This window comes from Herbaspirillum sp. UBA812 (assembly GCF_002296545.1).
GTDB classification, from domain to species: Bacteria; Pseudomonadota; Gammaproteobacteria; order Burkholderiales; family Burkholderiaceae_D; genus Herbaspirillum; species Herbaspirillum huttiense.
Map to the genome: position 1 here is coordinate 1 of NZ_DBIC01000259.1, position 14,647 is coordinate 14,647.

The following is a 14,647-nucleotide window of genomic DNA, read 5'->3' on the forward strand; positions in this document are numbered from 1 at the left end:
ATGCTCCAGGAGGAGATCTCATCGCGCCTTCAGGCATTCAGTCCGCCGATTACCATGAAGCAGGCAAGTAAAAGAATTAGAACTACCTCGCGCAAACTGAAAGCACCTTGCTCCTCTGCTGGCATATCTCGATTGCTGACTTTAAAGTCGGGGAATATTTTTGCGATATCAGCTTCCATGGGGGCCAGCTGGGCATCAATTTCCTTTCCTGGATGTGGCAACCCATGAAGCTTTCGATTCGCAACGCCAACGGCGATTTTTTCAATGTAACCACAAACAATAGGCCCGACTTTTTCAATCCAAATCATAGAAGAGGCAAGAATCTCTGCCACGTCCTCCACTTGTAGATTTCTTGTTCTCCCGTCTCTTGGCGTAGCGGGCCTGCATAGTTCAACGTTTGCGGCAGCTTCGACCGTATATGGGTGCGGTAACAATGCTAGATTCGCAACAGCCTGTAAATTATCGAAAGCTGTTACGGGATGCGACGGTGGATACCCTTCGTTGAAAACTTTAGTGCGTGGATTCAGCTTGACCTTTGCGTAAAGATTTTCTGCATTTGGGGCAAGGAATTCTGCTGGTGCATTCGTCTGAAGCGCTCGCTGAAAAGCGAGGGTTCTAATCGAATAGCAATTTTTGAATGGAGGGCCGAGAAATTCAAATAGCTCCGGTGGCTCGGTGGCATCAACCAGAGCGGTAATTCGCTCTTGAATGCGCAATAGCTTTCCCCATCCACCAGCTATCAATTTTTCGTTGGTATCTAGCCAGAATTGATCAGAGATATCTCTTGGATCATAAATCTCTTCCAGCCAGCAATACTCAAAGAACTTGACTATGTGCCCGGCGATCTGGAAAGCTTTCTCAGTAGTGGTCTTCGATATTTCTGTTAGACGTTGAAGGTAGTTTTGTACGGCCAAGACAGTCCATATGGCAAACTTGGGCCGATCGGCAAATGTCATCCCCGTCTCATGCCATTCACTATCCGGGAGGTAACATTCCTTAAAATTCAGTTCGTGGTACTGCAGCCCCGTTGACGATGCGAAACTACGCTTGATCAACATTACAAAATCATCCGTCACTTTTACGTGAGAATGGGTGACGAGCTCCTTAAGAACGTGCCATTCCCAATCGGCGGAGTCGCCTTCACTAAGGTAATCTTCAACTTCCGCTCTGATCTTTCCCTGTTTCTTCATCGCTATCTACCTCCGCTTGGATGTTTAGAATGAGCCGCTTGTATGGCCCGTTTTCGATAAGGAAACAAAGCCGCTCAACAAATATGAAATTGGGAAAGATATACTTCTCAAAAGAGTGCGGATTTTCGGAATGCAAACGCTGCCAATTTTCTCGAAAATAGATTCTCTTCCGAACAAGCTCGCGAAGCCTGTCTAGATCTATGATTATTTTTCTATTTTTGCACCCTGCCCCCACATGACATGAACGTGCATCACACTGTTCACCATCAAGAAAAGAAGGATCAGGCGGACTATTCGGATCCGAGCATGTTGCGCCATCACCGATCGGCTCACCATCGCTCTTATGCAGGCTTGCAGCTTGCTCAAAGTTATAGATGATCGTGTGCTCTACCCTACGCGCAAACTCTAGATTGATTGCACTGTTCGTGCGAGCAAGAAGGAGTTGTTCGATATAGTGGGCAGTGGCGTACAAAGTCGCGTGACCACCAATGTGCCTGGTTAGTTCATGAGATCCCGTGCTCGCATATGTGCTGGTCAGGACCTGCGTTCTTACTTGTTCATACGAGAAGCGAGGCAACTGATACCGACCGCAAAACTCAACGAGCCACCGTTGGTGTCCCATCATCAGTTGATCGTGTACCTTATTTCCTTGCGTCCACCCAAACCAAATTCGTGTTTCGTCTTCATTCAAAAATTTATAGTTTTTTAGTTGTGTGTAGTTCCACTTTACGATGCTGAGTGCATATCGCAACTCGAGCATGTTTGGCTCGACGACGAATCTAGGCGTTTGCTGGTCTGTCTTGGTCTTAAAACCCTGGATGACGAACGCCTTATCTCCTTTTTTGCTCATGTCCTCCAGATCATTTATATCCATCTGGAGAACCGAAGAGATGTTCCAACCTGTATAGGTTTGAACGAGTAGCAGTGCTGCAAAAATCTCACGAGAGCATGCCCTAAAGGGCAGACTTATATATTGGCGAAAGCGAATTACTGGGGCCTTCCGAGGCTCCAGCAAGACCTTCACAATCTGTTCGCTACCGTCGAAAGATAGACCGCCGTCATTTCCACCTGCGGTGCAGGTTATTGCGGCGATCTTTACATAAAGGCTGAGCACAACCTCAGGTTGGTCCCGAATAAGTCCATAGAACTCTTCACCTGGCCCTTTCTGCTTCCCTCCGTGAAGACTTCCCTTCCTGAATTTATCTAGCCAAAAATTTGCATCTAGATCTATCGCCATATCGCCAACAAACGTTAGATATGTACGTTCGGCACTAAATAATTTCAGCTCTTCACAGCAAGCGTCTTTCACTTTTTGTAGATCTCGGTGAAGAGTCTCGGCCATGTCTACGCGAAGCTGACGCACAGTCTCGAATGGAGTGGCGCCTATTGGATAGGAGGATCCAGTGGGGACGGAGGGCAAATCACTAATCAATTTCCGCGGCTGCCTCGAGCCACGACCCAACTGCGACTTGAAGCGCACAAAGTGCTGCGGGTGAACATTTCCTGATGGAAACACTCTAAATAGGTGGGCTATGACTGACTTGAAATGGACAAACAGGGTACGGCGCCGGTTCTTTGAATAGTCAGGGCTATCTGCGAGCATCTCCGCCACATTTGGAAGCAGAACAAGAATTTGTTGGGTTGTAACCTGGTGCTCAGGCAAGTTGAGAATAGCGAGCACCGCGTCATTTTTCGCGAGCAGTTTAAGTGCGCCCAAAAAATCCTGCATTTGGTACAACCAAACTGTTTTGCCCAGCCTCCGTTGCCTCTCGTCCTGCAAAGCCAACTTAGACCACAACCACCCGGATGCTGATAAACGGAGCTCGTCTGCCGAAAATGCCCATGAATAAATACGGGGCTCGCCGTATCGGATGATTTCCGTCTGGAAAATGAGGGGATCCAATTGCTACTCCTCTCGTAAGAAGTAACCGGACTGCTATCAGTTCTTTATATTAGGCCCTTCTACTATGTCTTTCAATTTTGAATACTACATAATGATAAACCGTCAACCTGGCTCCGGCCGACCTGCCCAAGGACTCCGGGCGCTTCGACCTGCCCATCGCCCTGGGCATCCTGGCCGCCTCCGAACAGATGCCTGCGGATCGTCTGGACGATCACGAATATGCCGGCGAACTGTCGCTGTCGGGCCAGCTGCTGCCCATTCGCGGCGCACTGGCCATGACCTGCGCCATGCAGCGCGAGCAGCAACAGGATGGCCACCGGCGCAGCTTCATCCTGCCGGCCGCCAATGCCGACGAAGCCGCACTGCTGCCCGAGGCGCAAATCCTCCCGGCCACCTCATTGCTGGAGGTCTGCACCCACTTCAGCACGCGCGATCCCGCCGACCGGCTGCAGCGGCACCAGCCGCAGCCGGTCGGCAAGCGGGCGGCCTATCCCGATTTCAGCGACATCAAGGGGCAATTGCAGGCCCGGCGCGCCATGGAAGTGGCCGCGGCGGGCCAGCACAGCCTGCTGCTGGTCGGCCCGCCCGGTGCCGGCAAGTCGATGCTGGCGACCCGCTTTCCCGGGATCCTGCCGCCGATGACGCAGGACGAAGCGCTGGAATCCGCCGCAGTGCAATCCTTGAGCGGCAGTTTCGACATCGCGCGCTGGCGGCAGCGGCCTTATCGGGCGCCGCACCACACCGCCTCCGCCGTGGCACTGGTCGGCGGTGGCAGTTCGCCCAGGCCGGGTGAAATCTCGCTGGCACATCATGGGGTCCTGTTCCTGGACGAGATCGCCGAATATCCGCGCAGCGTGCTGGATGTGCTGCGCCAGCCGATGGAGTCCGGCCACATCGTGATCTCGCGGGCGGCGCGGCAGGCGCAATTCCCGGCACGATTCCAGTTGATCGCGGCCATGAATCCCTGTCCGTGCGGACAGTATGGCGACAGCCAGGGCCGCTGCCGCTGCACGCCGGAACTGGTCAAGCGCTACCAGGCGCGCTTGTCCGGCCCGCTGCTGGACCGCATCGACATGCAACTGCACGTCAACGCCCTGAGCCCCGCCGAACTGGCCGTCCAGCAGCCGGGTGAAACCAGCGCCGTCATCGCGGAGCGGGTGGCGCACTCCTTTGAACGCCAGCGGCAACGCCAGGGCAAACCCAACAGCCAGCTTAGTGGCAGCGAGATCGACCGGCACTGCCAGCACGATGTGGCGGCGGCCCAACTGCTGCAAGCCGCCATGCTGCGGCTGAACTGGTCGGCGCGGGCCTATCACCGGGTGCTGAAACTGGCGCGCACCATCGCCGATCTGGCGGAGTCCGATGTGATCGCACAGGCGCATGTGGCCGAGGCAGTGCAATACCGGCGGACGCTGGCCGGTAATTGAGCGGCAACGGATCTGTCCCGGCAGAAAAGAGCATTCCCCTGTTGCGCCATGCAAGAGCACCGTCTGTATCTTCTCCCTCGGCCGGCCGGGCCTTAGCCTTGCAATTCACACGGCATTGACTGCCGCCCCCACCTGCCGACCGAAAGAGGATCATCGCCATGCCCACTGTCTCCACCCTGCTGGCCTTCGCCGCCCTCTGCCTGGGCATGGTGCTCACGCCCGGCCCCAACATGCTTTATCTGGTCTCGCGTTCGGTCTGCCAGGGCCGCAAGGCCGGGTTGATCTCGCTGGCCGGAATCGCGCTGGGGCTGGTGTTCTACATGCTCTGTACCGCGCTGGGCATCAGCGCCCTGGTGATGACCCTGCCCCTGGCCTACGACGCGCTGCGCCTGGCGGGAGCGCTCTACCTGCTCTACCTGGCCTGGCAGGCCCTCAAGCCGGGCGGCCGATCGCCGTTTGCCCTGCGCACCCTGCCCCCGGACAGCCCCCGCAAACTCTTCAGCATGGGTCTGCTGACCAGCCTGCTCAATCCCAAGATCGCCGTGATGTATCTGTCGCTGCTACCGCAATTCATCCAGCCCGAACACGGCAGCGTGCTGCTGCAGTCCTTCGCGCTGGGCCTGACGCAGATCATGGTCGGCGTCAGCATGAACGCCGTCATCACGCTCTCTGCGGCTTCCATCTCGGCCCTGCTGGCCGGCCGTCCACACTGGCAACGCCTGCAGCGCTGGCTGATGGGCAGCGTGCTGGCCGGACTGGCCGTCCATATGCTGATCCAGCGCCGCTGACCCTCCCCCGCCTCACTTCCCAACGTAACGATGCGCTCACCGGGAGCGCATCGCTGCGTCACCGTCTCCCTCACCTGCCTGCGCAACGGCGCCAAAGCCGATGACATTCAGTCAACGCAAGTCTCGAACGGCGACGAGAACTCCCCTTTCATTCCCTCGATTTCAACTTCTGCTCGCATAAGCCGGGAACAGAAGACGCCATTGCGTTGCCTAAGGTGAGCTTCGCCCGATACAACAAATAACAAATCACAATCGACAACAAGGACGATCCCCCATGCCCTCTTCCCTCCCCGACGACCGTGCGGCAGGTGCCGCATGATCAGCATCTATCAACTCAAACCCCGCTTTCAGGCGCTCTTGCGGCCGATGGTGCGCGCCCTGGCCGAGGCCGGCGTGACGGCCAATGCGGTCACCGTGCTGGCCATGCTGGTCTCGCTGGCACTGGGCGCGCTGCTGTTCGTGGCCGGGCCGCAGCGGCCGGCGCTGTTCCTGCTGCTGCCGCTGTGGATGTTCCTGCGCATGGCCTTCAATGCCGTCGATGGCATGCTGGCGCGTGAATTCGGCCAGCAGTCGGCGCTGGGGGCCTATCTCAACGAGCTGACCGACGTCGTCTCCGATGCCGCCCTGTACCTGCCCTTTGCGCTGGTGGCCCCGTTTGGCTGGGCCAGCGTGGGCGGGGTGATCTTCCTGTCGGCGGTGTCGGAGATGACCGGGGCGCTCGGCCCCATGGTCGGTGCGCCGCGCCAGTACGACGGCCCCATGGGCAAGAGCGACCGCGCCTTCCTGTTCGGCGCACTGGGCTTGTGGCTGGGACTGGCCGGCAGCCTCCCGGGCTGGATCTTCTGGGTGCTGCCGCTGGCTGTCGCCGCCATCCTCCTCAATATCGTCAACCGCATCCGCAGCGGCCTGCGCGCCGCCTCCCACCCATGACACGATCCTGCCAGGAACACCAGTTCACCACCCACGACGGCCAATCCCTGTTCTATCGCCGCTGGCCGGCCACCGGCCCGCAGCGGCGCGGCGCTGTCGTCATGTTCCATCGCGGCCACGAGCACGGCGGGCGCATGGAGCATCTAGTCGATGAACTCGGCCTCTCCGATTTCGATTTCTATGCCTGGGATGCGCGCGGCCATGGCCGTTCGCCCGGCCCGCGCGGCTATTCCCCGAGCTTTGCGCACTCGGTACGGGACGTGCAAACCTTCATCCACCACCTGCGCGACCAGTGGCAGGTGGCCGAGGAAGACATGGCCGTGCTGGCCCAGAGCGTGGGCGCGGTGCTGGTCTCGACCTGGGCGCATGACTACGCGCCCCGTGTGCGCTGCCTGGTGCTGGCATCGCCCGCCTTCAAGGTGAAGCTTTATGTTCCCTTCGCCCGTCCGGGACTGGCCCTGCAGCAGAAGCTGCGTGGCAATTTCTTCGTCAACAGCTACGTCAAGGCGAAGTATCTGACCCACGACCGGCAGCGCCAGGCCTCCTACGACAGCGATCCGCTGATCAGCCGCCCGATCTCTGTAAACATCCTGCTGGCGCTGTATGAAGCGGCCGAACGCGTGGTCGCCGATGCCCAGGCCATCACCATTCCCACGCAATTGCTCATATCCGGCGCGGACTGGGTGGTGCACCATGGCCCCCAGCACGATTTCTTCGCACGCCTGGGCACACCAGTGAAGGAAAAGCACGTCCTCCCCGGCTTCTATCACGACACCTTCGGCGAGAAGGACCGCAAGATCGCCACCGACCTGGCGCGTGAATTCATCCTGCGCCAATTCACCCAACCCTGGGCCCGTCCGGACCTGCGCCAGTCGCACCGCCAGGGCCCGACTTTCGAGGAATCGCGCCAGCTGTCCGCAGCGCTGCCCGCCCTCAGCCCCAAGGGGCTGTACTGGGCTGGTTACCGCGCCAACATGAAGCTGGGCGGCTTGCTCTCCAAGGGTGTGGCGCTGGGGCATCGCACCGGTTTTGATTCGGGCAGCACGCTCGACTACGTCTACCGCAACACCCCCGAAGGCGTTGGGCCGCTGGGCCGCGCCATCGATCGCCAGTATCTGGAGGCGATCGGCTGGAAAGGCATCCGCCAGCGCAAGCTGCATGTAGAGGAATTGCTGCGCACGGCCCTGGCCCGCCTGCAGGCGGAAGGACAGCCGCTGCACGTGCTCGACATCGCCGCAGGTCATGGCCGCTACGTGCTGGAAGCACTGGGCCAGGGACCGCGTCCCCAATCCATCCTGCTGCGCGACTACAGCGAACTGAACGTGCAGCAAGGCACGGCGCTGATTGCCGACAAGGGCCTGGCCGACATCGCCCGCTTCGTGCAGGGCGACGCCTTCGACCGCGCCAGCCTGGCCGCCGTCACGCCGCGCCCGACGGTGGGCATCGTTTCCGGCCTCTACGAACTGTTCCCGGACAATGATGCCGTGGCCACCTCCCTGGCCGGGCTGACCGATGCCATCGCGCCGGGCGGCTATCTGGTCTACACCGGCCAGCCCTGGCATCCGCAACTGGAACTGATCGCCCGCGCCCTGACCAGCCATCGCGGCGGCCAGGCCTGGGTCATGCGCCGCCGCACGCAAGCCGAGATGGACCAGCTGGTGGCCGAGGCCGGGTTCGAGAAGATCGAACAGCGCATCGACCAGTGGGGCATCTTTACCGTCTCGCTGGCCCGGCGCAAGGCCGCATGAGCCAGGCCGACCGCCTGCTGCCCGCGGCAGCACCGGCCACGCCGCTGCCGTGGAAGCGCGGCGTGGCCTGGCTGCTGTTGCTGGGGCCGCTGTTCTTCCTCAGCTATGGCTTCGCCAACCATGCAGCCGCCGCGCGCGCCAGCGTGCCCAGCTTCTTCTATGGCTGGGAGCGTCATATTCCCTTCCTGCCCTGGACCATCCTGCCCTATTGGTCCATCGACCTGCTCTACGGATTTTCCTTCCTGTGCTGCCGCACCCCGCGCCAGACCGATCGCCACGCGCTGCGGCTGCTGACGACGCAGCTGATCGCGGTGGCCTGCTTCCTGGCCTTTCCGCTGCGCTTTGCCTTCGTGCGGCCGGCCACCGACGGACTGTTTGGCGCGCTCTTCGCGTCACTGGCGGCCTTCGACCTGCCCTTCAACCAGGCCCCCTCGCTGCATATCGCACTGCTGGTGCTGATCTGGGTCCAGTTCGCCCGGCTGCGCACGCACTGGTTCTGGCAGCTGGTGATCCATGGCTGGGCGCTGTTGATCGGCCTGTCCGTGCTGACGACCTGGCAGCATCACTTCATTGATATCCCGACCGGTGCCATGCTGGGCCTGTTCTGCCTGTGGCTGTGGCCGGATGAGGGGGGTACGCCGCTGCGCCGCAGCGGCCAGCGCAGTGCGCGCCGCACGCGCCTGGCGCTGGCCTACGCGCTGGGAGCCTTGCTGGCACTGGCGCTGGCGATTCTCGTGCGCGCCCTGGCCGCCCCACTAGGCTGGCTGGCCTTGTCCTTGGCCATCGTGGCGTGGAATTACGCCCATGCCGGTGCCGCCGGTTTCCAGAAGCACGACGGCCGCCGGTCGCTGGCCGCCGCCTGGTTGCTGGCACCCCACGCACTGGGTGCCTGGATCAATGCCCGCCTGTGGACCCGCCGCCGTCCGCAGCCAGATGCCATCACCGGAGATGTCTGGCTGGGCCGGCTTCCGAATACCGTCGACATGCACGGCGGCCCGTTCGCCGCCCTGTGCGACCTCTGCGCCGAACTGCCTGCCCCGCGCGGTCCGTGGGCCTATGCCGGCCATGCCTGGCTGGACCTGGTCGCGCCCGACGCCGATCAATTGCTGGCAGCCGCCCGCAGTATCGAATCGCTGCGCCGGCATGGGCCGGTGCTGGTGGCCTGTGCGCTGGGCTATTCGCGCAGCGCTGCTGCAGTGGCGACCTGGCTGTGCTTGAGCGGACGCTGTCCCGACATGGACTCTGCTCTTGCGCTATTGGCCGAACGCCGCCCCACAGTAGTCATCAACGCGGCGCTGCGGGAACGCCTGCGGGAAGTCGAGCAACGCCTGCTCAAGGAGAATGTCATGCCTGACCTGCGCCAGGGTTCCGGGGGCGATGCCGCCAATGACCCCGCCCATCAAGATCTCCCGCCCGACACCCGGCAAGCGGCTCTGAAGGCGGCGCATCAGGCCGAGATCGCCGCAGCGCTGTTGGGCCTGAGCCGTCCGGTGGATGCCTTCAGCCGAATGCTCACCATCGCGGCCCTGATCCTGCTGGTCTTGCAGGTGGACACTTCCGGCCTCTGGATACCCCTGACGATGTCCATCGCCTTTGGCATCGTCGAATGCGGTTTCGCGCTGCGCTGCGCCTTCGATGCGCCGCTCTTCGCCTCGTGGGCGCGCCGATGGCAGCAAGGTATTGCGCCCCAGGACGATCTGGCCGCCTTCGATCTGGCCCTCAAGGAAAGCGGCTTGGGTCGCCAACCAGAGCCTGCACGCGGAATTGCCGAGCGCACTGCCGGTGCGCGCCGGCTGTTGCGCAACCAGTGCCGATGCCTGGCGTTGCAGGTCGGCGCATGGGTGGGCGGTTTCGTGTTCATGTTCCTTTCCTGATCCTTGAAAACTGAATTTGTATGCTGATCGACCGCCTCTTCGCCTCCGCCATCTGCACCTTCGCCCGCGTCCTCACGGGCGTGCGCGCCCGCTGGTTTGCCGCGCCCGATCCCGGCAAGCTGCGTGTCTACTATCCCAACCACCGCAGCCACGGTGATTTCGTGCTGGTCTGGAGCATGCTGCCGCGCGCCATGCGCAAGCGCACCCGGCCGGTGGCCGGCTCGGACTACTGGCTCAGCAGCGCCGTGCGGCGCTATGTGATCAATCGGGTGTTCCGGGGCGTGCTGGTGGACCGCCAGGCCGGCCGCAGCGCCGATCCCATCGGCGTGATGGGCCAGGTGCTGGCGGGTGGCGAATCGCTGATCCTGTTCCCGGAAGGCACACGCAACCTGGACGAGGGCCTGCTGCCCTTCAAGAGCGGGCTGTATCACCTGGCCTGCGCTCATCCGGAAGTGGAACTGGTGCCGGTATGGATCGAGAACCTCGGCCGGGCCATGCCCAAGGGCCATCTGGTGCCGCTGCCGCTGCTCTGCACCCTCAGCTTCGGCGAGCCCCTGATGCTGCGCCCCGACGAAAGCAAGGAACAGTTCCTGGCCCGCACCCGCCAGGCCCTGCTCGCCCTGGCCCCCGTGGCCGAATGATCTGCGACGAACGACCATGACTCCTCAAGATACCCTCATCGCCCTGTTTGGCGGCGTGTTCGCCGTCCTCGCCCTGGCCAGCTCGGTCGGTGGCCTGCTGCGCTGGCGGCTGGCCGGACGCAGCAGCAGCGTCATCGACAATCTCAATGCCCGCATCAAGGCCTGGTGGTGGATGATCGGCGCGCTGGCCATCGCGTTCTGGATCGGCAAGACCGGCGTGGTGGTGCTGTTTGCCTTCATTTCGCTGCAAGCACTGCGTGAATTCATTTCCGTCACCTACACCCGCGTGGGCGACCATCGGGCGCTGCTGTGGTGCTTCTTCGTATTCCTGCCGCTGCAGTACGTGCTCATCGGGATGGACTGGTATGGCCTGTTCTCCATCCTGATTCCGGTCTACGCCTTCCTGCTGCTGCCGATCTCGGCCTCGCTCTCCACCGATACCAAGCATTTCCTGGAGCGTGCAGCCAAGGTGCAGTGGGGGCTGATGATCTGCGTCTACTGCATCTCGCACGTGCCGGCCCTGCTGACGCTGCCCATCGAGGGCTTCGAAGGCCGCAATCTGCAGCTGATCGTGTTCCTGGTGCTGACGGTGCAATCCAGCGATGTGTTCCAGTACGTGTGGGGCAAACTGTTCGGCAAGCGCAAGCTGGCCCCGCAGATTTCACCTTCCAAGACGCTGGAAGGCCTGGTCGGGGGCGTGCTGACGTCCACCGCCGTCGGTGCTGCGCTGTACTGGATCACGCCCTTCAATGTCTGGCAGGCGGCGCTGGTGGCGCTGACCATCAACATCCTGGGCTTCTTCGGGGGATTCGTGCTGTCGGCGATCAAGCGTGACCGCGGACTCAAGGACTGGGGTGCCATGATCGAAGGCCATGGCGGCATGCTGGACCGGGTCGATTCGATCAGTTTCTCGGCACCGATTTTCTTTCATATCCTGCGCTACTGGTGGGTGCACTGAAGTACCACCAGCAGCGCATTCTCGCTAACGTCAACGTGACGGCAGGATGCGGCGCGCAAACGCGATCAGCACCAGCACCAGCGCAACCAGGCCCAGCCACTGCCCGGTCGATTCAAACGCACCCGACACCACGGCCAACGGTGCATCCTTGCCGGTAAAGCCGATGATGGCGGCCAGCAGCACGCCCACCAGGCTCTCGCCGACGATCAGGCCGGAGGCCACCAGGATGCCGCGCTGGCGCGGCTTGTCGGCGTAGGCTTCCGGGTCCGCACCGGCAGCCAGCGCCCGGCGGCGCAATGCGCGTTCGATCAGCCAGCCCAGCAGCGCGCCCAGGAACAGGGCGCTGCTGACCATCGGCGGCAGGTAGATGCCGATGCCCACGGCCAGTACCGGCAAGCGCGCCACGCCGCCACGGCGGGCCAGCAGCCAGTCGATCACGATGAGCACGATGCCCAGTGCCACGCCGACGCCCAGCATGGTCCAGTTCAGCTCGCGGGTGAAGATGCCGGTGGCAATGGCCGTCATCAGCGTGGCCTGTGGGGCTGCTAGGGCCTGGGCTGCATCCATGCCCGCGCGCGGCAGGGCACCGGTGAAGCCATAGGCGTTGTAGAGCAGGTTCAGCACCGGCGGGATGATGAGCGCGCCCACCACGCAACCGACCAGCAGCGCCACCTGCTGGCGCCAGGGGGTGGCGCCGACCAGTTGGCCGGTCTTGAGGTCTTGCAGGTTGTCATTGGCGATGGCCGCCACCGCAATGATGGCTGCAGTGACGAACAGCGCCACCGCGATGGCCAGCTTGCTGCCTTCGGGCGTCGCCAGCAGCGGATCGACCGCGCCCGAGACCAGCAGCAGGACCGACACCAGGATCACGGCCACGATGCCGATACCCGAGATCGGGCTGGAGGAGGAACCGATCAGCCCGGCCATGTAGCCGCAGGCCGCCGCCACCAGGAAGCCGAACACGAAGGCAAACACCACCGCATAGACGATCAGCCCGATGAACAGCGCCGGCGACACCGGTGCGTCGGACAGGAAGGACGCGAACACCACCGCCAGCAGCGCAATCATGGCCAGGCTGATGACGATGATCCAGCGCGGCGACATGTCCTGGTCGGTGCGCTCGGTGCTGCCCTGCTGACGGCGCGAGAGCGTCGACAGCGAGGCCTTCACGCCTTCCAGCATGGGCTTGAAGAGCGTGGCCAGGGTCCACACCGCGGCCACGCCGATCATGCCGGCACCGATGAAGCGCACCTGGCTCTTCCACAATCCGTTGGCAAAGTCCGACAGGGCGACATCGGCCGCATGCGGGGTGACGGCGGTGAGGTAAGGCACGGCCACGCCCCAGGCGATCACCAGGCCGATCAGGATGGCGATGCCGGAGACGATGCCGATCATGTAGCCCGCGCCCACCAGCGCCAGCGAGAAGCCCATGGTCAGGCGGACCACCGAAGCACCGGCGGTGAACCAGAGGCTGATGCTTTCGGCAAACAGCTTCAGTCCGCTGGCGATCACGCTGAAGGCTGCTGCAATTGTGCCGCCGAAGAGGATGTCACGCAGGCCGCGCCGGGTTTCCTCGCCGCCCTCGGCGTCGGCGCTGCCCACGCGCAGGATCTCCGCGGCCGCCACGCCTTCCGGATACGGCAGCGCGCTCTGCACCACCATCACCCGGCGCAGCGGGATCGAGAACATCACCCCCAGCATGCCGCCGGCGGCGCAGATGCCCAGCGTCTGCAGGAAGGGGAAGCCCTGCCAGTGGCCCATCATCACCAGGCCGGGCAGGATGAAGATGATGGAGGAGAGCGTGCCGGCCGCCGAGGCCTGGGTCTGCACCATGTTGTTTTCCAGGATGTTGGCATTGGAAAACAGGCGCAAGACCGCCATCGAGATCACCGCAGCGGGGATCGCCGAGGAAAAGGTCAGGCCGACCTTCAGCCCGAGATACACGTTGGAAGCGGTGAAGACCACCGTGATGAGCGCGCCCAGCAGCATCCCGCGCAGGGTCAGTTCCGGCAGGCCGGTTTGGTTATCTTGTTTCATATCGGGAAAGGGTTCCGTTTCGATGCGTTCTTATACCGCAAGAATTGCCGTACGGCCATCGGACAATCGCGCTATTTGCTTCATATGTGCCTCAAACCGGCTTTGATATGATGCCCCTCTCCCCGTTCCGGACCCTTCCCATGCGCCGCCTCCGCCCTGCCCTGCTGTTGCTGTCCTTGGCCTGCCTGTGCCTGGCGGCCTGCTCTCCGCGCTACAACTGGCGTGAAGCCAGCGACAACGGCGCGCATTTCGTGGTGCTCCTGCCCGCCAAGCCGGCCAGCGTGACGCGCCCGGTCGACCTGGACGGTCCCAAGGTCGACATGAGCATGACCGCCGCCGAAGTCGACGGCCTCACCTTCGCCGTGGGCACGGCCGAACTGCCCGATGCGGCCGCGGCCAACCGGGCACTGGAAGCAATGCGCACCGCCCTGCTCAACAACATCGGCGGCCAGCCGCAGGGCACGCCGGTGTGGCCGGGCAAGACCACGGGCCTGGCGCGCACGCTGGACCTGGACGCACGGGGCGTGTCCCGCGGCCGCCCTCTGCGGCTGGTCGCCCGGCTGGCGGTGCGTGAGCGGCGGGTGTACCAGATTCTCATCGTGGGGGAGCAAAAGGCCTTCACCGAGGAAAATATTGAAACCTTTTTCAGCTCTTTCAAACCAACCTGAGCGGGGCCGAGCCGGATGACAATATTCCGGCTACCGGGGTATTCTTGTCCTGCCTGACTCTCCAAACAGGCATTCCCGCAGAAATGCGGATGCAGTCTGCAGCGCATTTCCAGCGCGCCCGCCTTGGCGGGCCTGCCCCAAAAAACGTTATCAATCAAAGACCCTGAGGAAATATGCTGATTACCTTCAAATCAAAAGCGGCTGCCGATGTGGTGATGTATGAGTCGCACGCCAAACCCATCCTGGACCTGTTGCACAAGGACCCCGCCCGTGGCGTGATCACCGCCGCCGAGGCCGGTGACGCCATCACCCTGCTGGAACAGCAGATCAACGCCAGCAAGTCGCATGAAGCGGCGGAAGCGCTGGCGCGTGACGTCAACGCCCACCACAACGCCGACGTCGACGACCACAACCATGAAAAGATTGAGCCGGTCAGCTTCTCGGCACGCGCCTATCCGCTGCTGGACATGCTGCGCGAAGCCA

Annotated in this window: 11 protein-coding genes and 1 pseudogene; 9 read left to right on the forward strand and 3 right to left on the reverse strand. The window is 62.2% G+C overall.

Features of this window, described 5'->3' with window-relative positions:
• Nucleotides 1–29: 29 nt before the first annotated feature.
• Both B3873_RS17365 and B3873_RS17370 read right to left on the reverse strand, forming a co-directional pair.
• A complete protein-coding gene (locus tag B3873_RS17365; protein WP_286867546.1) occupies nucleotides 30–1,190 on the reverse strand; it encodes a hypothetical protein in 1,161 nt (386 codons plus the stop codon).
• Nucleotides 1,156–3,093: a hypothetical protein gene (locus B3873_RS17370; RefSeq protein ID WP_284079204.1), complete on the reverse strand. Its 1,938-nt coding sequence runs from the start codon at nucleotides 3,091–3,093 to the stop codon at nucleotides 1,156–1,158. Before B3873_RS17370 ends, B3873_RS17365 begins: the two co-directional genes overlap by 35 nt.
• Before the next feature lie 98 nt (nucleotides 3,094–3,191).
• On the opposite strand from B3873_RS17370, the pseudogene B3873_RS17375 reads away from it, so the two are divergent.
• The 7 genes and pseudogenes from B3873_RS17375 to B3873_RS17405 form a co-directional block, all read left to right on the forward strand.
• A pseudogene (locus tag B3873_RS17375) lies at nucleotides 3,192–4,520 on the forward strand (YifB family Mg chelatase-like AAA ATPase); the annotation flags it as partial.
• Between the two features lie 158 nt (nucleotides 4,521–4,678).
• Nucleotides 4,679–5,308 (forward strand): LysE family translocator, encoded by a 630-nt coding sequence (locus tag B3873_RS17380; protein ID WP_286867550.1) that lies wholly within the window; start codon nucleotides 4,679–4,681, stop codon nucleotides 5,306–5,308.
• Nucleotides 5,309–5,623: 315 nt separating this feature from the next.
• Nucleotides 5,624–6,238 carry a CDP-alcohol phosphatidyltransferase family protein gene (locus B3873_RS17385; RefSeq protein ID WP_286867552.1) on the forward strand — a complete coding sequence of 205 codons (615 nt, stop codon included), beginning with the start codon at nucleotides 5,624–5,626 and terminating at the stop codon, nucleotides 6,236–6,238.
• On the forward strand, nucleotides 6,235–7,986 hold the full coding sequence (locus B3873_RS17390) for a bifunctional alpha/beta hydrolase/class I SAM-dependent methyltransferase (protein WP_286867555.1): 1,752 nt from the start codon (nucleotides 6,235–6,237) through the stop codon (nucleotides 7,984–7,986). The genes B3873_RS17385 and B3873_RS17390 overlap by 4 nt, the downstream gene beginning before the upstream one ends.
• Nucleotides 7,983–9,860, forward strand: coding sequence for a phosphatase PAP2/dual specificity phosphatase family protein (locus tag B3873_RS17395; protein WP_286867558.1), 1,878 nt, complete (start codon nucleotides 7,983–7,985; stop codon nucleotides 9,858–9,860). The genes B3873_RS17390 and B3873_RS17395 overlap by 4 nt, the downstream gene beginning before the upstream one ends.
• A 23-nt stretch (nucleotides 9,861–9,883) precedes the next feature.
• Nucleotides 9,884–10,501, forward strand: a complete 618-nt coding sequence (locus B3873_RS17400) for a lysophospholipid acyltransferase family protein (protein WP_039790526.1) — start codon at nucleotides 9,884–9,886, stop codon at nucleotides 10,499–10,501.
• Nucleotides 10,502–10,517: 16 nt separating this feature from the next.
• Nucleotides 10,518–11,459: a phosphatidate cytidylyltransferase gene (locus tag B3873_RS17405; protein WP_121037242.1), complete on the forward strand. Its 942-nt coding sequence runs from the start codon at nucleotides 10,518–10,520 to the stop codon at nucleotides 11,457–11,459.
• Between the two features lie 30 nt (nucleotides 11,460–11,489).
• On the opposite strand, the gene B3873_RS17410 is transcribed toward B3873_RS17405, so the two are convergent.
• Nucleotides 11,490–13,496 carry an OPT family oligopeptide transporter gene (locus B3873_RS17410; RefSeq protein WP_209534872.1) on the reverse strand — a complete coding sequence of 669 codons (2,007 nt, stop codon included), beginning with the start codon at nucleotides 13,494–13,496 and terminating at the stop codon, nucleotides 11,490–11,492.
• A 140-nt stretch (nucleotides 13,497–13,636) separates the two neighbouring features.
• Here B3873_RS17410 and B3873_RS17415 point away from each other — a divergent pair, with 140 nt between their 5' ends.
• Both B3873_RS17415 and B3873_RS17420 read left to right on the forward strand, forming a co-directional pair.
• Nucleotides 13,637–14,164: a hypothetical protein gene (locus tag B3873_RS17415; protein ID WP_034334974.1), complete on the forward strand. Its 528-nt coding sequence runs from the start codon at nucleotides 13,637–13,639 to the stop codon at nucleotides 14,162–14,164.
• Nucleotides 14,165–14,337: 173 nt separating this feature from the next.
• The coding region (locus tag B3873_RS17420; RefSeq protein ID WP_286867565.1) for a DUF1840 domain-containing protein at nucleotides 14,338–14,647 on the forward strand (310 nt) is incomplete at its 3' end.

Coding starts and splice junctions, on each gene's coding strand:
- B3873_RS17390 (WP_286867555.1), top strand. CDS start 6,235: ATGACACGATCCTGCCAGGAACACCAGTTCACCACCCACGACGGCCAA.
- B3873_RS17385 (WP_286867552.1), top strand. CDS start 5,624: ATGATCAGCATCTATCAACTCAAACCCCGCTTTCAGGCGCTCTTGCGG.
- B3873_RS17415 (WP_034334974.1), top strand. CDS start 13,637: ATGCGCCGCCTCCGCCCTGCCCTGCTGTTGCTGTCCTTGGCCTGCCTG.
- B3873_RS17410 (WP_209534872.1), bottom strand. CDS start 13,496: ATGAAACAAGATAACCAAACCGGCCTGCCGGAACTGACCCTGCGCGGG.
- B3873_RS17365 (WP_286867546.1), bottom strand. CDS start 1,190: ATGAAGAAACAGGGAAAGATCAGAGCGGAAGTTGAAGATTACCTTAGT.
- B3873_RS17405 (WP_121037242.1), top strand. CDS start 10,518: ATGACTCCTCAAGATACCCTCATCGCCCTGTTTGGCGGCGTGTTCGCC.
- B3873_RS17380 (WP_286867550.1), top strand. CDS start 4,679: ATGCCCACTGTCTCCACCCTGCTGGCCTTCGCCGCCCTCTGCCTGGGC.
- B3873_RS17395 (WP_286867558.1), top strand. CDS start 7,983: ATGAGCCAGGCCGACCGCCTGCTGCCCGCGGCAGCACCGGCCACGCCG.